General features: G+C 64.2%; 22 protein-coding genes. 7 read left to right on the top strand and 15 right to left on the bottom strand.

The features are described from left to right. On the bottom strand, nt 1-486 hold the full coding sequence (soxY, locus tag ACPPVR_RS40700) for a thiosulfate oxidation carrier protein SoxY (protein ID WP_426612103.1): 486 nt from the start codon (nt 484-486) through the stop codon (nt 1-3). A 22-nt stretch (nt 487-508) separates the two neighbouring features. Beyond that, nucleotides 509-865, bottom strand: coding sequence for a sulfur oxidation c-type cytochrome SoxX (gene soxX, locus ACPPVR_RS40695; RefSeq protein WP_426612102.1), 357 nt, complete (start codon nt 863-865; stop codon nt 509-511). Between the two features lie 226 nt (nt 866-1,091). Between soxX and ACPPVR_RS40690 the strand changes: the two genes are divergently transcribed. Continuing rightward, the gene (locus ACPPVR_RS40690; RefSeq protein WP_426612101.1) at nt 1,092-1,763 is read left to right on the top strand and encodes a DUF938 domain-containing protein; all 672 of its coding nucleotides are present in this window, start codon (nt 1,092-1,094) and stop codon (nt 1,761-1,763) included. Nucleotides 1,764-1,776: 13 nt separating this feature from the next. Here ACPPVR_RS40690 and ACPPVR_RS40685 read toward each other — a convergent pair whose 3' ends face one another. Continuing rightward, nucleotides 1,777-3,846 carry a prolyl oligopeptidase family serine peptidase gene (locus ACPPVR_RS40685; RefSeq protein ID WP_426612100.1) on the bottom strand — a complete coding sequence of 690 codons (2,070 nt, stop codon included), beginning with the start codon at nt 3,844-3,846 and terminating at the stop codon, nt 1,777-1,779. 186 nt (nt 3,847-4,032) lie between these two features. Between ACPPVR_RS40685 and ACPPVR_RS40680 the strand changes: the two genes are divergently transcribed. Beyond that, nucleotides 4,033-5,280, top strand: a complete 1,248-nt coding sequence (locus ACPPVR_RS40680; protein WP_426612099.1) for an MFS transporter — start codon at nt 4,033-4,035, stop codon at nt 5,278-5,280. Nucleotides 5,281-5,463: 183 nt separating this feature from the next. Continuing rightward, nucleotides 5,464-6,702, top strand: coding sequence for an MFS transporter (locus ACPPVR_RS40675; RefSeq protein WP_426612098.1), 1,239 nt, complete (start codon nt 5,464-5,466; stop codon nt 6,700-6,702). A 128-nt stretch (nt 6,703-6,830) separates the two neighbouring features. On the opposite strand, the gene ACPPVR_RS40670 is transcribed toward ACPPVR_RS40675, so the two are convergent. Both ACPPVR_RS40670 and ACPPVR_RS40665 read right to left on the bottom strand, forming a co-directional pair. Beyond that, nucleotides 6,831-7,325, bottom strand: a complete 495-nt coding sequence (locus ACPPVR_RS40670) for a VOC family protein (protein WP_426612097.1) — start codon at nt 7,323-7,325, stop codon at nt 6,831-6,833. 110 nt (nt 7,326-7,435) lie between these two features. Next, nucleotides 7,436-7,981: a carboxymuconolactone decarboxylase family protein gene (locus ACPPVR_RS40665; protein WP_426612096.1), complete on the bottom strand. Its 546-nt coding sequence runs from the start codon at nt 7,979-7,981 to the stop codon at nt 7,436-7,438. Between the two features lie 147 nt (nt 7,982-8,128). Here ACPPVR_RS40665 and ACPPVR_RS40660 point away from each other — a divergent pair, with 147 nt between their 5' ends. Next, nucleotides 8,129-9,328: an acyl-CoA dehydrogenase family protein gene (locus ACPPVR_RS40660; protein ID WP_426612095.1), complete on the top strand. Its 1,200-nt coding sequence runs from the start codon at nt 8,129-8,131 to the stop codon at nt 9,326-9,328. Between the two features lie 157 nt (nt 9,329-9,485). Next, nucleotides 9,486-10,625, top strand: a complete 1,140-nt coding sequence (locus ACPPVR_RS40655) for an acyl-CoA dehydrogenase family protein (RefSeq protein ID WP_426612094.1) — start codon at nt 9,486-9,488, stop codon at nt 10,623-10,625. Nucleotides 10,626-10,770: 145 nt separating this feature from the next. On the opposite strand, the gene ACPPVR_RS40650 is transcribed toward ACPPVR_RS40655, so the two are convergent. From ACPPVR_RS40650 to ACPPVR_RS40605, 10 genes are all read right to left on the bottom strand, one after another. Then, nucleotides 10,771-11,808, bottom strand: coding sequence for an amino acid ABC transporter substrate-binding protein (locus ACPPVR_RS40650; protein WP_426616287.1), 1,038 nt, complete (start codon nt 11,806-11,808; stop codon nt 10,771-10,773). Between the two features lie 111 nt (nt 11,809-11,919). Further along, entirely contained in the window at nt 11,920-12,513 is a 594-nt protein-coding gene (locus tag ACPPVR_RS40645) for a L,D-transpeptidase (protein WP_426612093.1), read from the bottom strand. Nucleotides 12,514-12,710: 197 nt separating this feature from the next. Further along, nucleotides 12,711-13,685 (bottom strand): hypothetical protein, encoded by a 975-nt coding sequence (locus ACPPVR_RS40640; RefSeq protein WP_426612092.1) that lies wholly within the window; start codon nt 13,683-13,685, stop codon nt 12,711-12,713. Nucleotides 13,686-13,767: 82 nt separating this feature from the next. Beyond that, nucleotides 13,768-14,331: a redoxin domain-containing protein gene (locus tag ACPPVR_RS40635; protein ID WP_426612091.1), complete on the bottom strand. Its 564-nt coding sequence runs from the start codon at nt 14,329-14,331 to the stop codon at nt 13,768-13,770. A 31-nt stretch (nt 14,332-14,362) separates the two neighbouring features. Beyond that, entirely contained in the window at nt 14,363-15,061 is a 699-nt protein-coding gene (locus ACPPVR_RS40630; protein ID WP_426612090.1) for a cytochrome c biogenesis CcdA family protein, read from the bottom strand. A 369-nt stretch (nt 15,062-15,430) separates the two neighbouring features. After that, a complete protein-coding gene (locus ACPPVR_RS40625) occupies nt 15,431-16,042 on the bottom strand; it encodes a sigma-70 family RNA polymerase sigma factor (RefSeq protein ID WP_426612089.1) in 612 nt (203 codons plus the stop codon). A 297-nt stretch (nt 16,043-16,339) separates the two neighbouring features. After that, the gene (locus tag ACPPVR_RS40620; RefSeq protein ID WP_426612088.1) at nt 16,340-17,077 is read right to left on the bottom strand and encodes a response regulator; all 738 of its coding nucleotides are present in this window, start codon (nt 17,075-17,077) and stop codon (nt 16,340-16,342) included. A gap of 24 nt (nt 17,078-17,101) precedes the next feature. Further along, nucleotides 17,102-18,847, bottom strand: a complete 1,746-nt coding sequence (locus ACPPVR_RS40615; protein ID WP_426612087.1) for an ATP-binding response regulator — start codon at nt 18,845-18,847, stop codon at nt 17,102-17,104. Continuing rightward, the gene (locus tag ACPPVR_RS40610) at nt 18,817-20,895 is read right to left on the bottom strand and encodes a sensor histidine kinase (protein ID WP_426612086.1); all 2,079 of its coding nucleotides are present in this window, start codon (nt 20,893-20,895) and stop codon (nt 18,817-18,819) included. Before ACPPVR_RS40610 ends, ACPPVR_RS40615 begins: the two co-directional genes overlap by 31 nt. Before the next feature lie 6 nt (nt 20,896-20,901). Beyond that, nucleotides 20,902-21,888 carry a TRAP transporter substrate-binding protein gene (locus ACPPVR_RS40605; protein WP_426612085.1) on the bottom strand — a complete coding sequence of 329 codons (987 nt, stop codon included), beginning with the start codon at nt 21,886-21,888 and terminating at the stop codon, nt 20,902-20,904. 209 nt (nt 21,889-22,097) lie between these two features. Between ACPPVR_RS40605 and ugpB the strand changes: the two genes are divergently transcribed. Then, entirely contained in the window at nt 22,098-23,423 is a 1,326-nt protein-coding gene (gene ugpB, locus ACPPVR_RS40600) for a sn-glycerol-3-phosphate ABC transporter substrate-binding protein UgpB (protein ID WP_426612084.1), read from the top strand. Nucleotides 23,424-23,643: 220 nt separating this feature from the next. Beyond that, complete coding sequence (locus ACPPVR_RS40595) at nt 23,644-24,603, top strand: aminoglycoside phosphotransferase family protein (RefSeq protein ID WP_426612083.1); 960 nt, start codon at nt 23,644-23,646, stop codon at nt 24,601-24,603. Nucleotides 24,604-24,704: the final 101 nt, after the last annotated feature.

Raw genomic sequence — 24,704 nt, 5'->3', positions numbered from 1 at the left:
CTAGCCGCCGCAGCCGCCGACGGTGACTTTGACTTCCTTGGTCGCGCTGTAGAGCTTGCCGTCGGCCTCGACGATCGCAACCACGTTGGTGGTCTTCGCCATCTTCAGGCGGTTGGCGACGCTCGGCAGCGTGCCGTCCGGAATCTTGTAGGAAGCCGCGAGCGCGTTCGGGTTCTCGGCCACGAAGAACGAGATCGAGGTGACCTTGTCCAGCGTCGTCGTCACCGCGATCGGCACCACGGCGCCGTTCTCGGCGATCTCGGGTGCATCGAGCTTGACCTTGTCGGAGGGCTCGGCGGTCTTGCCGTAGAGCGCCTTGATCGCGTCCGCTTCGCTCTTCTGCTTGAACGCCTCTTCCGGATATTTGTCATTGGCCGCGGCGCCCGCGGGCGCGAACGGCAGATTGCCGAGGCCGATCAGCGCGACCGAGGCCGCGCCCTGAAGAATCAGGCGCCGCGTCGGATGAGGGCCGGTGGTCGTGGTCATCTGAGCTCTCCTTGGCCCACCGTTACAGCGTTTGCAGGAAATCAACGATCGCGCTGATCTCCTGGTTGGTCAAAAGTCGGTTGCGGCCGAACGGCGGCATCATGGTCTGCGGATTGCGCTTGGTCTCGTCGAACAGGATTGCGACCAGCTCGTTGCGGTCGGGGTATTTCGCCTTGATGTCCTTCAGCTCCGGCCCGATCGTCCCCGGCAGATCGCCACCCTTGATGACGTGGCAGGTCAGGCAATTGCCCTTGCCGCGGTCGAAGGCGAGCTTCTCGCCGTCGGAGATAGCCGATTGCGCCCGCGCCGGGCTCGCGGCAACGCCGGTGAGGGCGACCAGCGCGAGGAGCAGGGCGGGCTTGCGGGGAAAGGCGGTCACGGCGTCGTTCCGGGGCTTATGATGTAAGCAAAAGATAGTGTTCAAAAGCACAAAGGACATGCCCTGACAATCAAGACTATGCAGGCCGCGAAATGGCGTTAATATCTTCCGCATTGCAACTGAACAGCTAGCTCGTCCGTATAATCGGTTGGGGCTTGTCAATTCTTCTGGGGCGTTTGGCCCTGATCGTGTTTTCGTCTGCTTATTCATTTTCCGGGGACGTCAATTGGCTGAATATGTCGTTGAATTTGGCAGAGACGGCGGTCGGGTCGAGTCCGACGGTCGGCTCGATGCGCCGGCCTTCCATCGCAATCACGAGCCGCTCTGGGCGGCGCTCGAAAAGCACCTCGCCGGATGCGCGGGAGACGTGGTCGAGGTCGGCAGTGGAACCGGCCAGCACGTGGTCCACTTCGCCCGCCACACGCCCGATCTCGTCTGGTGGCCGAGCGACCTCAACCAGCGGCATGTGAAGAGCATCGAGGCCTGGCGCGTGCATTCGGGCCTGCAGAACGTCCGCACCCCCCTGCGGATCGATCTCTCCGATCCCGACTGGTGCCCGGAGATGAAGAGCGGGAAGGGGCCGACGGATCTCGCGGCCGTGTTCTGCGCCAATGTCATCCACATTGCGCCCTGGGCCGTGGCCGAGGGCCTGTTCGCCGGCGCCGGCCGCTACTTGCGCGCCGACGGCAAGCTGTTCCTCTACGGCCCGTTCAAGCGCGACGGCAAGCACACCGCGCTGAGCAACGCGGTGTTCGACACGTCGTTACGCGAAGGCAATCCCGATTGGGGCGTCCGTGATATCGGCGATGTCGAGACGCTGGCGCGAGCGGTGGGCCTTCTCGTCGATGCGATCGATATGCCTGCGAACAATCTCACGCTGGTGTTTTCGCGAGGCTGAGGCCGCGAGGCCGTCAGGCCTCGCCATCCCGCCAGCCGATCTTCTCCTTCAGGAACTGAAAGCCCAGCACCTCGAAGCCGGCGCGCTCCTTGTTGTCCTTGCCGTAGCCGTGGCCGCCTGCCGCCGGTTCGTAGAACCAAGCCTCGTAGCCCATCGCCTGGAGCTTTGCCGCCATCTTGCGCGCGTGGCCGGGATGGACGCGGTCGTCGCGCCGCGTGGTGGCGATCAGGATCGGCGGATAGGCCTGGCCGGCCTTGACGTTGTGATAGGCCGAATAGGTCTTCAGCCAGTTCCACTCGTCCGGCTTGTCGGGGTCGCCATACTCCGCGATCCAGCTCGCGCCCGCGAGCAGTTTTGTGTAGCGGCGCATGTCGATCAGCGGGATCGTGCAGAACAGCGCGCCGAAACGCTCAGGGTATCGCGTCAGCATGTTGGTGATGAGGATGCCACCGTTCGATCCGCCTTGTGCGGCGATCCGCTTTGCTGTCGTCACGCCGCGGCGGACGAGATCGGCGGCAACGGCCGCGAAATCGTCATGCGACAGCTTCTTGCCGGCAAGCCGGCCGGCATCGTGCCAGCGCGTGCCGAACTCGCCGCCGCCACGCAAATTCGCCTGCACCGTGGTGCCGCCGCGCTCGAGCCACAGCTTGCCAAGTGATGGATTGTAATGCGGCTTCACAGCAAGTCCGAAGCCGCCATAGGCACTCATATACACCGGCGCATCGCCGGTCTCGGTCGCCGGACCGGTCTGTACATAGGGAATGCGCTCGCCGTCGATCGAGATCGCCTCGTGCTGCGTCACCACGAGGCCGTCGGCGGTGAACGTCTTCGGCGCCTGCTTCAGCAGGGTCGGGCTTGCGACACCGCGCTCGATCAGCAGCAGCGACGGCGGCGTGAGCGGGTCTTGCACATTGGCGAGCAGGTCGCCATTGCTCTCGGAGGGATGACGATCGAGCGGCCAGATATCGACGACACCGATCCGGGGCAGGCCGCCGAGTGTTTCACGGCTCCAGCCATTGGCAGATGGCGTGCAGATTTCGAACTGCGGCTTCAACTCGTCGAGGATCGACAGCACCAGCTTGCCGCTTGCCCAGAACAGGCCTTGCAGGGCGCGCCGAGGTTCAGGCTCGAACAGGACCGCAAAATCGCGGTGGCCTGCCAGGAACGCCGAGAGCGACATGGCGAGCACGGTGTCGGTGGCATAGGTTCGGTCTTGGACCAACCAGTCCTTGCGCAGCTTCATCGCGAACCAGTCGCCATGCGCCTGCATCCAGATGCCGGTCGGCAGGTCGAGCTTTGTCATCGTGCCAGCCGCGTCGCGCAGCCAGATCGCATGATTGAAGAAGTCGATCTGGTCGATGATCCAGGTACGAGGAGCGGCACCTGTGTCATCAGTGCCGCCGTAGATCCCCATGTGATCCGCCGTGGTCTCGATGATCACCTGCGCTTGGTCGGCGGGCTGGCCGCGCCGCCACAGGCGGACAGTTCGCGCATATCCCGAGCTCGTGGCCATGCCCTCGCCATGGGCGCTCGACAGCATCAGCGTGTCGGTATCGAGCCAGTCCGCACCGCCCTTCGCTTCCGGCAGTGTAAAGCTGTCGGCAACGAAGCTCTTTGTGTTGAGGTCGAACTCTCGCAGGGTGACGGCATCGCTGCCGCCGCGCGACAGGCTCAGAATCGCCCGCGAGTTTCCCGGCATCGTGGTGATCTGGCCCAGCAGCCAATCCTCGCCTTCGCTCGCCGCGAGCTGGTCGATATCCAGCACGATCTCCCACGCCGGATTGGGCTTGCGAAACTCCGCGAGCGTCGTTCGCCGCCACAGGCCGCGCGGATTGGTGGCGTCCTTCCAGAGATTGTGCAGATCGTCGCCGCGCCGGCCGACATAGGGAATGTTGTCGGGCCGGTCGTAGATCGCGGCGAGGATGTCGCGGTCGCGCGCGAAGGCCTTTCCGCCAAACGCAGCGAGCGTGAGCTGATTCTGCCGCTCGACGAAATCGAGCGCCTGTGCGCCTTCGACATCCTCCAGCCAGAGCCAGGGATCATCGTCGGGAGCGCTGAGCGTGGGCCGGTCGTCGACGGACATGAACGAAACTCCTGGAGATCGCCGCGGATAGGATTTGATCGAGCGCAAGCCGTCAAGAGCGCGGCCCGCTATCATCGGTCCGATTGCGTCAGAGGCATGGCCTGCGCCCGTTTGCGCCGGTTGCTCCCCCTCCCGCACCCCTCCATAGTGCCGGGAATCAACAAAGCCTTTCGGGCGGAAGTGCCGATGCTAGACGTGACGACAGCCAATGAGATCGCCGACGACGCCCGTGCGCGCGCCAATGTGGTGCGCCTTGCTGCGGCGCAAGCGCTGACCGGCGCCAACTCGGCGGTGATCTTCGCCACCGGTTCGATCGTCGGAGCCACGCTCGCGCCCGACATGTCGCTCGCGACGGTGCCGCTGTCGATGTACGTCGTAGGGCTTGCCGCCGGCACGCTGCCGACCGGCGCGATCTCGCGCCGCTTCGGCCGTCGCGCGGCCTTCGTCATCGGTACCGGCTGCGGTGTCCTCACTGGCGTGCTCGGCTCGTTCGCGATCCTGCACGCCTCGTTCCCGCTGTTTTGCCTCGCGACCTTCCTCGGCGGCCTCTACGGCGCGGTCGCGCAATCCTATCGCTTCGCCGCGGCCGATGGTGCCAGCACGGCGTACCGGCCCAAGGCGGTGTCGTGGGTGATGGCCGGCGGCGTATTCGCCGGCGTGCTCGGTCCGCAGCTCGTGCAATGGACCATGGATGTCTGGTCGCCTTATCTGTTCGCCTTCAGCTTCCTGGTGCAGGCGGCCGTGGCGCTGGTCGCGATGGGGATCGTGACCGGCGTCGACATGCCGAAGCCGGCGCCCGCCGATCTTCACGGCGGCCGGCCGCTGCTCACGATCGTATCGCAGCCGCGCTTCATCGCGGCCGCGCTGTGCGGCGTCATCTCCTATCCCATGATGAATCTGGTGATGACCTCGGCGCCGCTCGCCATGAAGATGTGCGGGCTGAGTCTCAGCGATTCCAATTTCGGCATTCAATGGCACATCGTCGCGATGTACGGGCCGAGCTTCTTCACCGGCGCGCTGATCGCCCGCTTCGGCGCGCCCAAGATCGTCGCCGCCGGCCTGCTGCTGGAGGCGGGAGCTGCCACCATCGGTCTCTCCGGTATCACCGCGATGCATTTCTGGGCCACGCTGATCGTGCTCGGAATCGGCTGGAACTTCTCCTTCATCGGCGCCTCCGCGCTGGTGCTGGAGACGCACCGGCCGCAGGAGCGCAACAAGGTCCAGGCCTTCAACGATTTCCTGGTGTTCGGCATGATGGCGATCGGCTCGTTCTCGTCGGGGCAGTTGCTTGCGAATTACGGCTGGTCCGCGGTGAACATGGTGGTGTTCCCGCCGGTCGTGCTAGGTCTCGCCGTGCTCTCGCTCGCCTCCTTTGACCGCCGTCGCAAGGCGCGGCTGGACGCCGCGATGGGCGAGTTCCCGGACGCGATCTGACGCATGATCCGGAAAAGTGCGCAGCGGTTTTCCGAAAAGATTATGCTCAACAGGTTGGCAGGAGGCTGTCAGCAACGTTGATACTTCGATCGCCGTCGAAGTGATTTTCTGGTCCCACATCGCTACATGATGGTCGTCATGGACAGAAGATCGCAACGCGGGGAACACGAAGGAGAAGCGCAAATGCTCGACAATCCCCGGCAGGCTGCTCCGATCGACGAATCCTCCCTCCGCTACGACGGTTGGCACATCGTCGCGGTGTGTTTCCTGCTGGCGACCTTCGGTTGGGGGCTCGGCTTTTACGGCCAGAGCGTCTATGTCGCCGAGCTTCAGCGCGCGCGGGGCTGGCCGACGTCGCTGATCTCGTCGGGCACCACCTTCTTCTATCTGTTCGGCGCGCTGCTCGTCGTCTTCGTCGGTGAAGCCGTCAGGAAATATGGCCCGCGTATCTGCCTGATCGCCGGCACGCTGGCGATGTCGGCTGCCGCGGTCGCGATCGGCGCGGTGCGCGAGCCCTGGCAACTTTATCTGGCCGATGCCGTGCTCGCCTTCGGCTGGGCCGGCACGAGTCTGGCCATGATCACCAATACGATCAGCCTGTGGTTCGACCAGAAGCGCGGCATGGCGATCAGCCTGGCGCTCAACGGCGCGAGTTTTGGCGGCATCGTCGGCGTGCCGCTGCTGGTGACTTTGATTGGCCGTATCGGCTTCGAGAGCGCGATGTTTACCGTCGCCGGCGCCATGCTGGTGCTGCTCGTGCCGGTGATCCTGTTCGTCGTCGGCCGGCCGCCGGATCTCCATGGCTGGCAGGGAACCGCGAAAGTGAAGCCGCAATCGTCCGCGCAGGTTCGCGCGTGGGCGCTGCGCGACGTCGGCTTCCTCGCGGTGACGATTGCCTTTGCACTGGTACTGTTCGCCCAGGTCGGCTTCATCGTGCACCTGATCTCGTTCCTCGACCCCATCATCGGCCGCGAGCGCGCCGCAGTCGCGGTTGCCGTGCTGACGGCGATGGCGGTGATCGGCCGGGTGCTGTTCTCGATGGTGATCGACCGCCTCAACCAGCGCCTGGCCTCCGCGCTGTCGTTCCTGAGCCAGGCGGCGGCGCTTCTTGTCGTTATCAATCTGCACAACGATTATGTGCTGATCGCGGCCTGCGCGGTGTTCGGTTTCTCGGTCGGCAATCTCATCACGATGCCGTCGCTGATCGTGCAGCGGGAATTCGACTCCGCCTCGTTCGGCGTGCTGATCAGCCTCAACACGGCGATCAACCAGGTGACCTACGCGTTCGGCCCGGGCGTCGTCGGTGTCCTGCGCGATTTCTCCGGCGGCTACACACTGCCGTTCTATCTCTGCATTGCGCTGGAGGTGGCCGCTGCCGCGCTGATCATGGTGCGTGGAACGCCGCGGGCGAGAACTTCATAGACGCGCGACAGCGCTTCAACAAACTCCGTCATTGCGAGGAGCCCTTGCGACGAAGCAATCCAGACTGTCTCCGTGGAGAAATTCTGGATTGCTTCGCTGCGCTCGCAATGACGAGGCGAGAATGGAGTTTATCCCTCCCGCTGCTTCAGCAACGCCTCAACATCCAGCCGCTTCGTGAACATCGCGAGCTTCCCATCCGCTCCGAACGGCCATTGCTCCCTCGGCTTGTCCCAATACAGCTCCACGCCATTCTCATCGGGATCGCGCAAATATAACGCCTCGGACACGCCGTGGTCGCTCGCGCCATCCAGCGCGATACCGGCCGTGAGCACGCGGTGCAGTGCATCCGCCAGCGCCGGCCGCGTCGGATAGAGGATCGCGGTGTGGAACAGCCCGGTCGTGCCCGGCGGCGGCGGCGAGCCGCCCTTGCTCTCCCAGGTGTTGAGCCCGATGTGGTGATGATAGCCGCCGGCGGAGATGAAGGCCGCGCCCGAGCCCATGCGCTGCATCAGCTCGAAGCCGAGCACGCCGCAATAGAACCCGAGCGCACGATCGAGATCGGCGACCTTGAGATGAACGTGGCCGATCCTTGTGCCGGCGTTGACGGCTGGTGTCTGCGACATGTGGTTGCTCCGTTGTCGAACTCCACATAAGGCGGGGTTCGGGACAGCGCTACGGGCCTGTCCCGAAACCCAGCGTTTCCAGATGCGCAATGGCGCATCCAGACCGGAAACTAAGAGAGCTCGGGCACCTCTCCCTCGGGCAGCTCGAACTCGAACGTGTTCAGCGTCATCGACACCATCGTGTAATATCCGCACAGCCCGATCACCTCGACCACACCGCGCTCGCCGAGGAGTTTGACCGCCTCGTCATAGAGGCCCTTCTCGACGCCGTGGCCCTCATGCAGCGACTTCGCGACGTCGTAGATCATCTTCCCCTTGGGATCGTCGAACTCCGGCGTGCGGCGATCACGGATCGCGTCGATGATCTCCACCTTCATGCCGCCCGCAAGCGCCAGGCGCTTATGCGCATACCATTCGTAATGCGCGGTCCAGTGCCGCGCCGTCACCAGAATCGCAATCTCCGAAAGCTTTGCGGGAAATATCGTGTCGTAGCGCAGGACCTCGCCGAGCCGTGTGGCGTGGCGGGCCATGTCGGGACTGTTGAGCCAGGCCATCATCGGTGCCGGCGGCTTGCCGCGTTTGCCGGCAATCGACTCGTCATAGGTCTGCCGCTGGCTCTCATTCATTTCGCCAGGCGAAAGAAGTTTCAGGCGCATTCTCGTTTCCTCTTTGTTTTCAAGCACCGCCGTGGCGGCGACTATAGCTGAATGCCGATTGTTATGCGGCACGGAAGTGGTTGAATTCCACGAGACGATGGCTCAGAGTCGCCGTCAACAAGTCGATTTTGATTGATGGAAACGACCATGAGCGAAACTGAGACCGCCGATCTCGAAACATTCCGCAGCGAAACGCGCGCCTGGCTCGAGGCCAACTGCCCGCCGGAGATGCGCAAGCCCGCGGCTTCCGACGCCGACGTATTCTGGGGCGGGCGCAATACAAAATTCTCGTCGGAGCCGCAGCGCATCTGGTTCGAGCGCATGCGCGACAAGGGCTGGACCGTGCCGGACTGGCCGAAGGAATATGGCGGGGGTGGCTTAAGCGCTGCCGAGCACAAGGTTCTGCGCGGAGAGATGGCCAAGATCGGCGCACGTCCGCCGCTGTCGAGCTTCGGCATCTGGATGCTCGGGCCGGCGCTGCTGAAATACGGCAACGAGGCGCAGAAGCAGGAGCATCTGCCAAAAATCGCGGCGGGCCTGATTCGCTGGTGCCAGGGCTATTCGGAGCCGAATGCCGGCTCCGATCTCGCCTCGCTCCAGACCCGCGCCGAGAGCGATGGCGATGATTTCGTCATCACCGGCTCGAAGATCTGGACGTCCTACGCCAATTACGCCGATTGGATCTTCTGTCTGGTGCGCACCGATTCCACGGCGAAGAAGCACGACGGCATCAGCTTCATCCTGTTCGACATGACCTCGAAGGGCGTGACGACCAAGCCGATCCTTTTGATCTCCGGCTATTCGCCGTTCTGCGAGACTTTCTTCGACGGCGTCCGCGTGCCCAAATCGCATGTGGTCGGCACCGTCAACCGTGGCTGGGATGTCGCGAAATATCTGCTCCAGCACGAGCGCGCGATGATCTCGGGTATGGGCGAGCGCGGCGTCGGCCGTCCGCTCGGCCAGATCGCGGCGGATTCCGTCGGCACTGATGCGCAAGGAAAGCTCGATGATTCCATGTTGCGTGGCCGGATCGCGAGCTTCGATGTCGATGAAGCCGCCCTTGCGGCCTGCGCCGAGCGCGCCGTGGATCTCGCCAAGGCAGGTCAGGCACATCCGGCGTTCTCGTCGGCGATGAAATATTACGGCACCGAGCTCAACAAGCGCCGCTACGAGATCCTGATGTCGGCCGGCGGCGTCGATGCGCTGGAATGGGAGAGCGAACGCTCGCGGCAAGGCGCCCGACCGCGCGCCTGGCTGCGCACCAAGGCCAACTCGATCGAGGGCGGCACCACCGAGGTGATGCTCGGCATCGTCGCCAAGCGCATCCTCGATCTGCCGGGGGCCTAAGGCGAAACCTAACCACCTGTCATTCCGGGGCGCGACGAAGTCGCGAGCCCGGAATCCATTTCACAGCATACATGCGGCCTGATGGATTCCGGGCCTGGCCCTTCGGGCCATCCCGGAATGACGAAGATCAAATAGACTTCGAATCGGAAACAAGCACATGGCCCTCGTCCTCACCGAAGAACAATCGATGCTCCGCGACTCTGCACGCGGACTGATCAGCGACAAGGCGCCGGTGTCTCACCTGCGGTCTTTGCGTGACTCCAAGGACCCCACGGGCTTCTCCAAGGAGTTTTGGCACTCCTTCGCCGAGATGGGCTTTGCCGGCCTCTTGGTGCCGGAAGAATTCGGCGGCAGCGGTCTCGGCTTTGTCGAGGCCGGCGTGGTGATGGAGGAGATCGGCCGCACCTTGATGCCGTCGCCCTTTCTCGCCACCAGCGTGGTCGCGGCCTCGGCGCTGAACCGCGGCGGCAACGTCGCGCAGAAGTCGGAATATCTGCCGAAGATTTCCAACGGTTCGCTGCTCGCGACGCTGGCGATCGACGAGGGCGCAAAGCATCGCCCGCTTCAAACCAATCTCCAGGCCGTGCGCGCCGGCAACGGTTTCAAGCTCTCCGGAGCGAAGGCGCTGGTCGTCGACGGCCACGTCGCCGATCTCTTCATCGTCGCCGCGCGCACTGCGGGCGCCGCCGGCGAGCGCGCGGGCTTGACGCTGTTCCTGGTCAATCCCAAGGCCAAGGGCGTCGCGATCGAGCGCACCATCATGGTCGACGCCCACAATGCGGCGCGCATCGAGCTCGCCAATGTCGAGGTCAATGCCGACAGCGTGCTCGGCGAGGTCGACCAGGGCGCTGGCCTGCTCGACGGCGTGCTCGATATCGGCCGCGGTGCAGTCGCATCCGAGATGGTCGGTCTCAGCGAGGAAGTGTTCAACCGCACCGTCGAGTATTTGAAGAGCCGCAAGCAGTTCGGCAAGCTGATCGGCGAATTCCAGGCGCTGCAGCACCGCGCCGCCGAGCTCTATGTCGACATCGAGATCACCCGCGCCGCGGTGATGAAGGCGCTCCAGGCGCTGGATGGCGATGTGGCCAAGGCCGCCTCAGCCATTGCAGTCGCAAAAGCCCGCGCCGGCACCACCGCCACCCGCGCGGTGCAGGAAGGCGTGCAGATGCACGGCGGCATGGGCATGACCGACCAGTTCGATATCGGCTTCTTCATGAAGCGCGCACGGGTGTGCGAGGAGCTGTTCGGCGACGCGAGCTACCACACCGAGCAGCTTGCGCGGGCGCGGGGGTATTGAGGCGGGCTACGGCAGCTGTTGTAGTGAAATGCGCCAGCCCCAAACTCGTCATTGCGAGCGTAGCGAAGCAATCCAGAGTCTTTCGGCAGAGGTAGTCTGGATTGCTTCGTCGCTGCGCTCCTCGCAATGACGGCGGAGAGACGCGTTACCGAATCGGCGGTGCATACTGCACACCACCGGCGTTCCAGAGCTGGTTCATCCCGCGCGGGATCTTCAGCTTGGACTTCTCGCCGATGTTGCGCTCGTACATCTCGCCGTAATTGCCGACGTGGCGGATGATGCGGACGACCCAGTCCTTGGTGAGGCCGAGCTGCTCGCCGTAGTTGCCTTCGGTGCCGACCAGCCGCATCACTTCCGGCTTCTTCGACTTCAGGGCCTCGTCGATATTCTCCGAGGTGACGCCGAGCTCTTCGGCGTTGATCATCGCATAGAGCGTCCACTTCACGATCATCATCCAGTCGTCGTCGCGCTGGCGTACCACGGGGGCGAGCGGCTCCTTGGAGATCATGTCCGGCAGGATCATGTTGTCGCCGGGCTTGGACAGGTTGAGCCGCAGCGCATAGAGCTGGGAGACGTCGGCGGAGAGCGTGTCGCACTTGCCGGTGTCGTAGGCTTTCACCACGTCCTCCAGCTTGTCGAACTTCATCTCCTCATACTTCATATTGTTGGCACGGAAGTAGTCGGCGACGTTGAGCAGCGTCGTGGTGCCGGACTGCACGCAGACCTTGCTGTCGTTGAGGTCCAGCGCGGTCTCCTTGTTGCGCGCGCGCGGCAGCATGAAGCCTGCGCCGTCATAATAGGCGACCGCCGGGAAATAGAGGTCATAGTCGAGCTCGCGCGCCATGCTCCAGGTCGAGTTGCGGGAGAGGATGTCGACCTTGCGGCTCTGCAATTCCTTGAAGCGCTCACTGGCGTCGAGCGGTACGAACCGCGCCTTGCTCGGATCGTTGAAGATCGCGGCGGCCACCGCGCGGCAGAAATCGACGTCGAAGCCGCTCCAGTTGCCCTTGTCGTCGGGGTTCGAGAAGCCCGGCAGGCCCTTGTTGACGCCGCACAACACTTCGCCGCGGCGCACGGTGCGCTTCAAGGTGCGGGTATCGTAGAATTCGTAGGTGATGGCCAAGGCGCCGACCAGCACGGCGACCGCGAGCCCGATCAGCAGGCCGCCTCGAAATGTGCGCATCATGTTGCTCTCTCGAAATAATCGGGAAAAGGAATTTGGACGAGGGCGGGGAGCATGATCCGGAAAAGCGTGAAGCGGTTTTCCGAAAAGATCATGCTCGAACGATAAGCTTTAGAGTTCGGGCTTCTGCCGGATGACCACCTTGGTCCCGACCGGGACGCGACCGTAGAGATCGGCGACGTCATTGTTGACGAGACGGAAGCAGCCCGAGGACACCTTGGTTCCGATCGTGTCTGGACGGTTGGTGCCGTGGATGCGGTAGACGGTGGTGCCGAGATACATGGCGCGGGCGCCGAGCGGATTGCCGGGGCCGCCGGCCATGAAGCGCGGCAGATAGGGCTGGCGCTGGATCATCTCGGGCGGCGGCGTCCAGTCCGGCCATTCCTTCTTGTTGGTGATGTTCACTAGTCCTTGCCACTGGAAGCCGTCGCGGCCGACGCCGATGCCGTAGCGGATCGCGCGCCCGCCGGGCTGCACCAGATAAAGATGGCGCTCCGTGGTGGAGATGATGATGGTGCCCGGCGTCTCGGTCGTGCGGTAGTACACGACCTGCTTCTGCCATTCCGGATCGAGCTCGTAGCTGTCGTCAGCGACCAGGCCGGGCTCGTCGCCGCGGTCGGGCTGCTGGGCGTAGGCGTGCGGCGCGGACAGGATCAGGCCGATCGCAGCCACAAACGCCCCGGTCAGGCGACGAAAATCCGTCATTTCAAGCTCTCCCCGCTGCCACAGCGCAAATCATTAGGAACCATCTGAACTCAGGGGCAGCTTCGTGGCAAGTTCATGGCGTGCCCGGCTGGTATGTCACGAGAATACTTTGGTTTTTTGACGGGGCCTGGCCATGCCCCAAACCAGGAATGGCGCGAAAAGCAGTAGTCGCGGCTTCGCCCGCGGGTTGAGATACCCTAGATTTGGCTGGCGTGGGGCGCAATCCCGAGCCGCTGGACGATTTCGGCCGCTACGGCGCGCGCCTCGTTCCGCGAGCCGATGCGGGGGCTGCGAAATCGTTCTCCGGACTGCAGTCTGATCACGACGATGCAGTGCTCGTCCTCAGACCGGCCGCGGCGCTCGACCGTGATCGCTTTCACGTCGCGCCCTTCGATATGGTTCGCGCGTAGCTCGCCGCTGCCCGACAGCCGTTCAACGCGAATATCCCCTTGCCGGATGATCCAGAAGGCGCCGGTCACGAGGTTGGCTAGTCTGTAAACCGCGAACGCAGCGATCGCGCCAAGCGGCAGCAGCAGGATGTCGACATGGCTGGGCGATAGCCCGCGCCAGAGCCTGTAGGCGTAGGGTGCGGCGCTCAGTGCGACGACGATCAATGCCGCGATCCGGATGTCCCTGCTGGAAAACGGCTCGACGGGCTCGCCAAGACGCATCTCGGGATTGCTGGCATCGAGCGGATTGACCGGTGCTTCGACGTCGGCAACGCCGAACTGCGCCGCGATCCGTGCCACCGTTTCATGAACGTGCGTGACGTCGGAGATCGGCGGTGATGTCAGGCGCTCCCCGGAGGCCAGCGTGAAGGCGAGCTGGAAGCGGGCTTTTACGGTTTTGCTGCCGGGAACTTGAAGTCCCGTAATGTCGTCTTTCGCGACGATCCTGGTTTGAAGTTTCCCGAACGGGCGCTGTCGCCCGATCAGGATTTCATCCGGCGTGATGATCCACACCACCGCCGGCGCCAGCATGACGGCACCTACGAACGCGGCGCCCGACAGGAGCGCGACCACGGAAATGATCACTTCCAGGGGATCGTGCGTGAACAGGCCCGGCGTGAAGCAGAGGGCAACCGCCGCCGCAGAGGCGGCCATGACCAGCCGCTGCGCGATCGAGGCGCCTTCACGAAGGCGAATGTCGTTGCTGGTGGTCGCGTCGTCCATTGCGGGCGGCTGATTGTGTTCGCGCGAACCTCCACGGACGGGTCCATGGAGTCAAGCAACAACGTCAGCCCCCGCATGCGACCTAGCTGCTGGCGTTCAGCAGTCGCGCCACCGTCCGGTCGATCTCGTCGTAGCGGCCTTCGCCTTCGTGCTGGAACACGATCTTGCCGTTCTGGTCGATGATGTATTGCGCCGGCCAATATTGGTTGCGGTAGGCGTTCCAGGTCGCAGAATCATTGTCCTGCGCCACCGGATAGGTGATGCCGTGGCGCTTCAGCGCGGCCTGAACGTTGGAAGCCGAGCGCTCGAACGGGAATTCCGGCGTGTGCACGCCGACCACGACGAGGCCCTTGTCTTTGTATTTGGCGTAGAGGTCGGTGACGTGCGGCAGCGTGTTGACGCAGTTGACGCAGCCATAGGTCCAGAAGTCGACCAGCACGACCTTGCCGCGCAGATCAGCAATGTTCAGCGGCTTCGAGTTGAACCAGTTGCTGATGCCGGCGAAGTCGGGCGCTGTGCCCTGCGTGACGGCCGCAACGGTGATCGGTGCTGCGCGCGAAACTTCGTCGCAGATGCCGGGGATGACAGCGCCGGTCACGGCGAAGCCGATCAGTGCGGCAGAGACGGCGAGCAGTTTTAAGGTCATGAAAGCGTCCTCCGTTGAAAGTCAGGGATGATCACAGGCCGATCTGGCCGGTGGGATAGAACCCGGTGAGCCACGCCACGATCAGCGTGTCGTATTGGAAATAGGCGGCGAGCGCGAAAGCGATCACGACGACGCCAAAGCCCTGCTGCAGGCGCGGCGAGATGCGCGCGAGGCTGCGCACGCGCGTGGTCGCGGCCTGCCCGCCATAGGCGATTGCGATCATCGGGATCGCAGCACCAATCGCGTAGGCGACCAGGAGGACGCCGGCCCAGGCGAGGTTCTTCGAGGTCGCGACCAGCGTCAGGATCGAGCCGAGCACGGGGCCGGCGCAGGGCGTCCAGACCAGGCCGAGCGTGGTGCCGAGAAGGAGACCGCCGAGCGCGCCCTCGCGCTGTACGCCGCCGGCAGCACTGAGATCGAGCCAGCCATTGAGTCGGATCGACAGCCATTCGAACGGCGCCGGCCACAGCATCAGCAGGCCGAAGCCGAGCAGCAGGATCGAAGCCGCCGAGCGCAGCACGTTCGGATCAAAATCGAACAGCCGCGTGATGGCGCCGAGCAGCAGTGCAGTCGCCGAGAACGAGACGACGAAGCCGAGCGCGATCATCGCCGGGCGGACATGCGAGGTACGCCCGATCGAGGCGCCGAGCAGGATCGGCAACATCGGCAGCGTGCACGGCGCGGCGATGGTGAGGATGCCGGCAAGGAGAGCGAAGACGAGATCGAGCATCAAGTCCCTCGTGAATGGGGTCACGAGGGCTGTTCGGGCGTGGTGGGGCAGTCGTTACGGCGCATCACACGTTCGTGACGGGGAGGCTGCTGTCGCATCAGCGGTGCGCCCTCTCTTCCGCAAAGGGGAGAGGCGGGAGCCCGTGGTTGGCCTCGCGGGCCCCAAACACAAAACGACCCGGAGGGGGGCATCCCGTCCGGGTCGCTGGAGGTCTCTGGGAGGTTTAACAAAACCGTATGTGATCTTTATAGGGACGAAGTTTTTCCGCCTGATGTTGTGGTTTGTTTCAATTGTTTCGTCGGCGGTAACACTTTTGTGTCCTTGGATAGGGCCGGAAATTCGGTCCTATCCCATTGAAATTGTTATATTTCAGGCGGCGAAACGGTCGACGCCGCAACCCTTAAGCAAATCGGCCAGCTGCTTGCGGGCGTAGAACATCCGGGTCTTCACCGTGCTCTGGGGGATGCCGATGATCTGCCCGACCTCCTCCACCGACTTCTCATGATAGTAGACGAGGGTGATGATCTCGCGATGCGCGGGCGACAGCTTGGCGACGCAGGCGCGCAGGATAGCGCTGGTGTCGCTGCGGTCGAGCGACGTCTCGGGCGTATCGCACCCGTCCGGGATCTCGCGCACGTCTTCCTGGTCGATGTCCTCGAAGCGGCGCTGGCGCATCGCGGTCAGCGCCTTGAAGCGGGCGATCGAGAGCAGCCAGGTCGACACCTGCGAGCGGCCCTGGAACTGGCCGGCGGTCCGCCACACGTCCAGGAACACCTGGCTGACCAGGTCTTCCGCCGTGGTGGCATCACGCACGATACGCAGGATGAAGCGATAGACGCGCACGTTGTGACGGCAATAGAGGATGTGCATGGACGTCCGGTTGCCGTCGGCAATGCTTTCGAGAAGCATGTCGTCCGAGGTCGCCTGAGCGGCAACGATGCTCTGGCTGGCTTGGGCGTTGATGGCGATGACGTTCGGCATTGACTTAGCTCCCCGTAGCGCCGCAACCGAGCGGCGTTTCCTTGGATCAAATTGTTAATGAGCCAACGTTTCGGGACGTCTGCACGAAAAGGGGAAAATGGTTTCGTGCGCTGCCAAATTGTTTCGTCGGAACGGCCGCGACGAAACATTCGGAGCAAAAAGGCGTGGAATTTCAATGTACGGAAAATACGGGGTGGCGGGTTTGGACTGGACGGAACAGCCTGGAACGTATTTCGGGGTCTTGCGTTTCCGCCCTCGGGTCGTCCTGGCCCTTTGCCAGGACGACATTGGAAATCCCTACGCCTTCTCGCCCGCCGGCGAGAACAGATAGCCGCCGCCGCGGATGGTGCGGATCACGGCCGGTTTGGTCGGATCGGGCTCGATCTTGCGGCGGATGCGCATGATGCGCAGGTCCACGGCCCGGTCGAACGCTTCGGCGTCGCGCGCGTTGGCCAATTCCAGCAGGCGCTCGCGCGACAGCACGCGCTTCGGATTGGCCGCGAACACCTTGAGCAGTCCGAACTCGGACGCGGTCAGCGGATGCTCGTTGCCCTCGTCGTCGCGCAGGGCCTGGGCTTCGAGATCGAGCCATTTTGTTCCAAAGCGTACTAGCTGGTCCTTGTCCGATTTCGCCGCCGCCGTTTCCGCCGCCACGACCTTCACCGGCGCGCTCCGCCGCAGCACCGAGCGGATGCGCGCCATCAATTCGCGCAGCTCGCACGGCTTTGCCACGTAATCGTCGGCGCCGAGCTCGAGGCCGACTACGCGGTCGATCGGGCTTGCGGTCGCCGTGAGCATGATCACCGGCACGTTGATGCGGCTCTTGAGGTCGCGGATGATCGAGAGGCCGTCTTCCTCGGGCATGTTGAGGTCGAGCACGACGAGGTCGGGCATGCTGCCGTCGATCGCGGTGCGTAGCGACTTGCCGCCGTCGCACAGCGTCACGGTGAAGCCGTGCATCTTGAGGTAATCGCCGACCATCTCCCGGGCCGGGGCCTCGTCGTCCACGATCATGATGTGCTGGCTTTGGGTCATATCACTCAGATCTCGGTACTCGAATTACGGCGCTTCGGTCGCGGGCAGGGTGATGGTGAAGGTCGATCCCTTGCCGGGACCGTCGCTGTCGGCGGTCACTTCGCCGCCATGCATGTCGATAATACGCTTGACGATGGAAAGCCCAAGCCCCGTCGAGCTCTCGCCCGCGGTCGGTTTGGCCGACAGCCGCTGGAACCGGCCGAACAGGCGGCCGAGATCCTCCGGCGACAGGCCGGCGCCCTCGTCGCTGACGCGGATGACGGTGTCGTTGGCCTCATGGGTGACCGCGACAATGATCTTGCCGGCGATCGGTGAGTATTTGATGGCGTTGCTGATGAGGTTGTCGATGGCTTCGCGGATGCGGTCGGTGTCGCACATGGTGACGATATTCGACGGCGCGGTGACGCTGATCGCCTGCTGCTTGTTGACGGCGAGCGGCTGGTTGGCCTCGGCGACCTCCTTGACCAGCGCCGCGACGTCGACCGGCTCGCGGCGGATGGTGATGTCGAAGGCGTCCGCCATCGCATCCGAGATCAGATGATCGACCATCGTGGTCAGGCGCTTGGTCGCATCGCGAATGTGGTCGACCTGGGCGACGACGCCGCTCGCGGACGCGCCGGTCGAGATCAGCTCCTTCAGCATTTCGGTGCGGCCGAGGATGACGCCGAGCGGGTTCTTGAGGTCGTGGGCGACGGTGCCCAGGATCTCGTTCTTGAAGCCGTTGGCGCGCTGCAGCCGCAGCCATTGCGCCGAGAGGCGGCGGTTGGCCTGCATCAGTGCGCGGGTGCGCTGGGCGACGCGGTCCTCGAGCTGGGTGTTGGCGTCCTGGAGCTGCTGATAGAGGATGACGTTGTCGAAGGCGATCGAAAGCCGGCTGGAGAAGATCTCGACCAGCGAGCGGTCGGTCTCGGACAGCTCGCGCTCGGCCTGCAGCAGCACCACGACCTCGCGGCCGCTTCCGGTGCGCAGATAGATCACGCTGCGATGGTCGGCGAATTCGTTCTTGCGGCGCTGGAAGGCATCCTCCACCAGCGCGCGCAAATCCGGGTCGAGCGCCTTCGACGAGGTCGTGCCGATGAAACGGCTGTAGCAGCCGCTGCCGGCGAGCACCGAGAGTTCGGGATCGACGCCGCCATTGTCGCGCAAAACCAGTATACCGGCGCAATCGACATTGAGCAGCGAGGCGAGCTGGGTCAGCACGCCCTCGGCGAGCCGCTGCATCGACTTGAAGTCATACAGCGTCGAGGCGGCATCGATGATGATCTCGAGCCCGCGACGTGTCTGCACCATCCGCTCGAGCTGCTGATAGGAGCGCAGCGCCGCGGTCAGCGAAGTGAACAGCTTGTCGGCGGTGAGCTCGGTCTTGGCCTTGTAGTCGTTGATGTCGTACTGCACGATCACGCGCCGCTCGGGCGCCTGGCCGGGCTGTCCGGTGCGCAGGATGATGCGCACGGTCTCGTTGTGGAGCTCGTTGCGGATGAATTCGACCAGATCGAGGCCCGCGACATCGGTCTCCATGATGACGTCGAGCAGCACCGCGGCGATGTCGCTATGCGCGGCCATCAGCTTGCGACCTTCCGCCGCGGAATAGGCGGAGAGGATTTCAAGGCCCTGGCCGTTGAGGCTGTAGTCGGACAGCGCGAAGCGGGTGCCGTCATGCACCGCCGCATCGTCGTCGATGACGGCGATCTTCCACTTCCTCGTGTCCGTATCCTCCGACGCGGTACCGGTGTCGTCGATCAGGTGGAGGACATCGTCCTGTTCGGCCATTGCGAAGTCCCGTCACTTTCTGTGCTTTGCGCGCCGCCCTTGGCGATCCGCGGCATGATAATCCGAAAAGTTGTGCCTTGTCCCAGCTTGGATTCCAGCATCATCCGGCCGCCGAGCTGTTGGGTGACGAGGTTATAGACGATATGCAGGCCCAGTCCCGTGCCGCCTTCATTGCGCCGGGTGGTAAAGAAAGGGTCAAAGGCCTGGCGCTGCACGTCGGGGGTCATGCCGGCCCCGTCATCGGCGAAGATGATCTCGATGTCGTCGGTCCCGCGTGGCCGCGCCGAGATCGTGATGGTGCCGGCGCGGCCGTCGGCGAAGGCGTGGTTGGCGGCGTTGAGGAACAGATTGGTCAGGATCTGGCCATAGGAGCCCGGATAGCCGTCGAGCAGCAGGCCCTCGGGCACGTCGACCTGGAGCGTGATCGGCGAGCGCTTCAGCACGGGCTTAAGGCTCGCGATGATCTGGTCGGTGGCTTCGCTGAGTGAGAACTGCCGGCGCTCGGCGTGGGAGCGGTCGACCGCGACCTGCTTGAATGACTGGATCAGCTCGCCGGCGCGCGTGAGGTTGGCGACGAGCTGCTGCGAGGCGTCGCGCGAGGACTGCACGAACTCCTCCAGCTGCGAGCGGCGCAGGCCGCCATCGCCCTTGAGCTGGGCCTCGAAGATCTCGCTGCGCCGGGCAAAACTGGAAGCAACGGTCAGGCTGATGCCGATCGGATTGTTGACCTCATGCGCGACGCCGGCGACGAGGCCGCCCAGCGCCGCGAGCCGTTCGGCGTCGATCAGATTCTGCTGCGCGGTGTTGAGCTCGATCAGCGCGCTCTCGGCCTTTTCCTTCGAGGCACGCAGCTCGTCCTCGGTCTCGCGCTTGGCGATGGCGTTCTCGCGGAACACCTCCACGGCGCGCGCCATGGCCCCGACTTCGTCTCGCGCGCGTGTGCCCTGCACCGCGCGATCGAGATCGCCGAGCGTGATCGCGCGCATCGCCGCCATGATCTGCTGCAGCGGCAGCCGGATCGACAGCGCGATCAGCACGCCGGCGGTGAGGATGATGCCGAGGAAGATCACCGCAATCGACAGCACCCGCCGGGAAATGTCCGCCAGCGTGCGGTCAAACGTCTCCTGCGCCTTCTGCTCGCGCTGGCGCATCTTGGTCGAGAGGTCGTCGATGGCGCCGATCGCCTCGGCCTGGCTGGCATCAATGGTGTTGCGCAGCAGCTCGGTACGGCTGGTCAGCTGCTCGGAGAGCTTTGCAAAGCCTTCGCGCAGCGCCATGGTGCGGGCCCCGAGCTTTTGCAGCGCCATGCGCTGGAGGTCGTTGTCGGCGAGGTCGATCATCACCGGAATGGTCGTCTCGATCGTCTCGGTGTTGCGCCGCGCGTCGTCGGCCGCACCCGGCGACAGCGACAGGTAATAGGAATTGGCCGCGACCAGCATCGCGGTGAAGGCCTCGCGGGACTTGCCGAGCGACGGCCAGATCAGCGCATCGCGGTGACCGGTGGCGCCTTCGATGATGGAATACAGCCCCGCCATGTCCTTGGCCGGGCCCTGGACCTGCTCCTCATAGGTCTTGGCGATGGTCGCCTGTACGCCGCGCAGCTCGCCAAAGCCGTTGAGGAAGCGGTCGGTGGTTCGCTCCAGCTCCTCGACCGAGCCTGCCAGCATCGGGTCCTTGGCGGCGCGGTTGGTCAGCGTACCCAGCACGGCCTCGCGCAGCAGCAGGATCTCGGCGAACAGGTCCGGGCTCGGCTGGTTGATATAGCGGTGGATCAGGTTCTGGAGCCGGCCGGTCTCGCTTTCGAGCAGTGCCAGGATCCGGTCGGACTCGCGGACCTGGCGCACGTCGTCCCAGGCCGAGCCCAGCACCTGCGCGCCGTTCCAGATCATTGCCACCAGCACGATGACCACGGCGGAGTTCAGCGCCGCGATCGACAGGATGCGCCAGCGGATCGGCACCGCGCGCAGCGCGCCGACCAGCCGCGCGCGCAGCCGCCCGATCGGGCCGGACGGCCTGTCTGCGAGCTCGCTGTGTCCGGGCGCGGCCAAGAAGCGTCACTCCACCTTGCGAATGCGTTCGATCAGCGCGGCCGCGGCGGGGTCGTCCGCGGCTTTGGCGTAGATCGCCGCCATCGCATCTTCGAACGGCTTGCGGTCGATATCCCTGACGATGGTGACGCCGGCGGCCTCGGCCTTGCGCTGCGACTGTTCCTCGAGGTCGCGCCATTTCTCGCGCATGAAATTGCGGGAGCGCGCCGCGGCCTCCCTGAAGATCTGCTGGTCGTCGGCCGACAGGCTGCGCCAGGCCTTGAGTGAGATCACCAGCACCTCCGGGCTCATCGTGTGCTCGGTCAGGGTGTAGTAACCGGCATATTTGTAGTGGTCCGTGGTCACGAAAGATGGCCAGTTGTTTTCCGCGCCGTCGACCAGATGGGTCGCAAGCCCGGTGAGCACCTGCCCATAGGGCAGTTCGACCGGCTCGGCGCCGAGCGAGCGGACCATCTGGCTCATCAATTCCGATTGCTGCACCCGGATCCTCAGGCCCTTGAGGTCGGCGACGCTCTTCACCGGCCGGACGCCATTGTAGATCGACCGTGCGCCGGAATCGTAGAAGGCGAGCCCGACGAAGCCATAGGGCTCGAAGCTGCCGAGGATTTCATTGCCGATCGGCCCGTCCAGGACCTTCTGCATGTGTTCGATAGAGCGAAACAGGAACGGCATGGCGAGCACATTCATCGCCGGGACGAAGTTGCCGATCAGCGCCACATTGGTGCGGTTGAGATCGATCGCGCCGGCCCGGGTCTGCTCGATCGTCTCCTTCTCCTCGCCGAGCTGGCGGGAGTGAAACACCTTGATCTCGTGCCGGCCCCCGCTGCGCTCCGCGACCAGGGCGCCCATGTAGCGCAGCGCCTGGACGGTCGGGTAATCTTCGGTCTGGGTGTCGGCGACGCGGAATTCGCGCGCGTAGCCGCCCGTCGCGCAGACGGCGAGCAGAAGCGCGACGAAAATCACCCCGGTCCGTGAGAGTTCGGCACGGTTCACACTGGCACACTCAACCCCTTAGTGATGAAGTCTAAGGCGGGAGGAAAAGGTTCAATGCAATCTAGCAGATGGCAAAGGGAAGGCCATCCCGCTCCGCGCGCCGGCGCGATTGTGCGGCGCGACCGCCATCATTCCCGGTTGAAACCGCCAATGCCGCGCCTTAAGCAGGGTATCGTCGCCTTTTGCCGCACGAAACGGGAAGTGCCATCGTGACCTCAGCATTGCGCCTTCTGCAGGTCGTCGCCGCCGTCTTGGCCCTCGCGCTGAGCTGCGAGGCGCGCGCCGCCACCGACATCGCGCTGTGGCACGCCATGTCGGGCGAGCTTGGCAAGCAGCTCGAGAAGCTCACCTCCGACTTCAATGCCGCGCAGTCCGATTACCGGATCGTGCCGAGCTACAAGGGCACTTATACCGAGACGGTGACGGCGGCGATCTTCGCCTTCCGCTCGCGCAGCCAGCCTGCGATCGTCCAGGTCAACGAGGTCGCCACTGCGACCATGACCGCGGCCAAGGGCGCGATCTATCCGGTGTACAGCCTGATGCGGGACATGGGCGAACCGTTCTCGCTCAACGATTACCTTCCCGCGATCTCCGGCTATTACACCGATGCAGCCGGCAATCTGTTGTCCTTCCCGTTCAATTCGTCGACGCCGATCCTCTATTACAACAAGACCATGTTCCGCGATGCGGGCCTCGATCCGGAGGCGCCGCCGAAGACCTGGCCGGAGCTGGCGCTTGCTGCAAAACGCCTGCGCGATCGCGGCGCGGTGTGCGGCTTCACCACGTCCTGGCCGTCATGGATCCATGTCGAAAATCTCTCGGCCTTTCACAATCTGCCGCTTGCGACCCGCGCCAACGGCTTTGCCGGATTGGATGCTGAATTGACCATCAACAATGCGGTGGTAGCGCATCACATTGCCCAGCTCGCCGAATGGCAAAAGACAAAACTGTTCGACTATAGCGGCCGCGGGCAGACGGCCGAGCCGCGCTTCCAGAACGGTGAATGCGGCATCTTCATCGGCTCGTCGGCGACGCGTGCCGACATCAAGGCGAATTCGAAATTCGAGATCGGCTACGGGATGATGCCGTACTGGCCCGACGTGAAGGGCGCGCCGCAGAACTCGCTGATCGGCGGCGCCACGCTGTGGGTGCTGCGCGACCGTCCGCGCGCGGAATACATGGGCGTGGCGCGGTTCTTCGCCTACCTGTCGCAGCCCGGCGTGCAGGCCGCCTGGCACCAGAACACCGGGTATCTGCCGATCACCCGCGCCGCGTTCGAGCTGACACGCGCGCAAGGTTTCTACGAGCGCAATCCGGGTTCGGCGATCTCGTTCGAGGAGATCACGCTGCATCCGCCGACCGAGAATTCAAAGGGCATCCGGCTCGGCTCCTTCAATCTGATCCGCGGCGCGATCGAGGAGGAGCTCGAGCAGGCCTTTGCCGGCCAGAAGGGCGCGCAAGCCGCGCTCGATTCCGCGGTCGAACGCGGCAACAAGCTGCTGCGCCAGTTCGAACGCGCCAGCCCCGATCGGTAGCGGCGGATGAGATTAGCTTTGGATGTCGCCGCGACGTTGGTGCGCTCCCTCTCCCGCTTGCGGGAGAGGGCTGGGGAGAGGGTGTCTCCGCAACGGGACAATCCCCAAGGCGAGAGAGCCCCCACCCGGCGCTTCGCGCCGACCTTCCCCGCAAGCGGGAGAGGTACACCGTGTCCTTGGCTTGCACTGAATCAACCAAACCTTGGATAAGCGAACGCGAATGACCATCGCTCCATCGCAAAAGATGCCGGCTTTCGCCGATGCGACAACCTTTCGCGCCTGGCGCTCCGATCCGCAGCAATGGCTGGGAATCGCGCTCGACATCGCGCGCAGCCACCGCCTCGACGTGCGCTCGCCGCAGGTGCTTTCGACCGGCACCAATCTCGTGGTCGGCTTCGGCGAGAAGCTGATCCTCAAGATTTTCCCGCCACTCCTGCACGCGCAATTCGTCTCCGAGCGCGGTTCGCTGACGCAGCTCAAAGGCCGCCTTCATCTGCCGATTCCGGAGATCGTCGCGGAGGGGATGCGCGACGGCTGGCCTTATCTCATCATCTCGCGCCTCGCCGGCACGCTCGGCTCGGAGGTGTGGCCGTCATTGCCGGAAGCGCAGAAGGAGCGCGTGCTGCGCCAGATCGGCGAGACCATTGCCGCCGTGCAGCGCGCGCCGCTCGGCCCGCTTGCGCAGATCGAGCCGCGCTGGGATACGTTTCTGCGCGGTCAGATAGAGGGTTGTCGCGCGCGGCACACGCGTCTCGGCCTTGCGCCAAAATTTCTCAAAGGCCTCGATGATCTCCTGCGCGATGCAGCCGAACTCATTCCGATGGACGCGCCGCCGGTGATCCTGATCGGCGAATACATCCCGGAAAATTTTCTGCTCGCCTGCCACGACGGCGACTGTTCGCTCGCCGGCCTGTTCGACTTCGGCGATGTGAAGGCGGGATGGCGCGACTACGATCTGCTCGGCCCCAGCGCCTTCATGGCAGCGGGCCGGCCCGGCCGGGTGCGCAGCCTGCTCGGAGGCTTTGGCTATGCGAAGCTCGACTACGCGCTCAAGCGCCGCCTGATGGCCCTGATGCTTCTGCACCAGGCCAGCGATCTCAACAGCCACATCTGTATCGAGGGCTGGCAGGACAAGGCGGATGATCTCTTGGGGCTTCAGGATTTGATCTGGGCGGAGTGAGGCCTGCGACCTCATCAACACCGTCGTCCCGGCTTTCGCCAGGACGACACTGAGTGAGGGGCGCCCACCAAATAAGCCGAGATCAAGTCCAGTCTAATTAA

Source organism: Bradyrhizobium sp. McL0616 (assembly GCF_049993385.1).
In the GTDB taxonomy this organism is placed as follows: domain Bacteria; phylum Pseudomonadota; class Alphaproteobacteria; order Rhizobiales; family Xanthobacteraceae; genus Bradyrhizobium.
Note: the sequence above shows the minus strand (reverse complement) of the source record. Positions and strands in the feature narration are given on the sequence as shown.

What these genes read in the sequence shown, in the direction of transcription:
- ACPPVR_RS40665 (WP_426612096.1), bottom strand. Translation starts at nt 7,981, where the DNA reads ATGCGCCTGAAACTTCTTTCGCCTGGCGAAATGAATGAGAGCCAGCGG.
- ACPPVR_RS40625 (WP_426612089.1), bottom strand. Translation starts at nt 16,042, where the DNA reads ATGCCGAACGTCATCGCCATCAACGCCCAAGCCAGCCAGAGCATCGTT.
- ACPPVR_RS40680 (WP_426612099.1), top strand. Translation starts at nt 4,033, where the DNA reads ATGCTAGACGTGACGACAGCCAATGAGATCGCCGACGACGCCCGTGCG.
- ACPPVR_RS40655 (WP_426612094.1), top strand. Translation starts at nt 9,486, where the DNA reads ATGGCCCTCGTCCTCACCGAAGAACAATCGATGCTCCGCGACTCTGCA.
- soxY (WP_426612103.1), bottom strand. Translation starts at nt 486, where the DNA reads ATGACCACGACCACCGGCCCTCATCCGACGCGGCGCCTGATTCTTCAG.
- ACPPVR_RS40660 (WP_426612095.1), top strand. Translation starts at nt 8,129, where the DNA reads ATGAGCGAAACTGAGACCGCCGATCTCGAAACATTCCGCAGCGAAACG.
- ACPPVR_RS40640 (WP_426612092.1), bottom strand. Translation starts at nt 13,685, where the DNA reads ATGGACGACGCGACCACCAGCAACGACATTCGCCTTCGTGAAGGCGCC.
- ACPPVR_RS40645 (WP_426612093.1), bottom strand. Translation starts at nt 12,513, where the DNA reads ATGACGGATTTTCGTCGCCTGACCGGGGCGTTTGTGGCTGCGATCGGC.
- ACPPVR_RS40685 (WP_426612100.1), bottom strand. Translation starts at nt 3,846, where the DNA reads ATGTCCGTCGACGACCGGCCCACGCTCAGCGCTCCCGACGATGATCCC.
- ACPPVR_RS40650 (WP_426616287.1), bottom strand. Translation starts at nt 11,808, where the DNA reads ATGCGCACATTTCGAGGCGGCCTGCTGATCGGGCTCGCGGTCGCCGTG.
- ACPPVR_RS40615 (WP_426612087.1), bottom strand. Translation starts at nt 18,847, where the DNA reads ATGGCCGAACAGGACGATGTCCTCCACCTGATCGACGACACCGGTACC.
- ACPPVR_RS40595 (WP_426612083.1), top strand. Translation starts at nt 23,644, where the DNA reads ATGACCATCGCTCCATCGCAAAAGATGCCGGCTTTCGCCGATGCGACA.
- ACPPVR_RS40635 (WP_426612091.1), bottom strand. Translation starts at nt 14,331, where the DNA reads ATGACCTTAAAACTGCTCGCCGTCTCTGCCGCACTGATCGGCTTCGCC.
- ACPPVR_RS40675 (WP_426612098.1), top strand. Translation starts at nt 5,464, where the DNA reads ATGCTCGACAATCCCCGGCAGGCTGCTCCGATCGACGAATCCTCCCTC.
- ACPPVR_RS40630 (WP_426612090.1), bottom strand. Translation starts at nt 15,061, where the DNA reads ATGCTCGATCTCGTCTTCGCTCTCCTTGCCGGCATCCTCACCATCGCC.
- ACPPVR_RS40670 (WP_426612097.1), bottom strand. Translation starts at nt 7,325, where the DNA reads ATGTCGCAGACACCAGCCGTCAACGCCGGCACAAGGATCGGCCACGTT.
- ACPPVR_RS40620 (WP_426612088.1), bottom strand. Translation starts at nt 17,077, where the DNA reads ATGACCCAAAGCCAGCACATCATGATCGTGGACGACGAGGCCCCGGCC.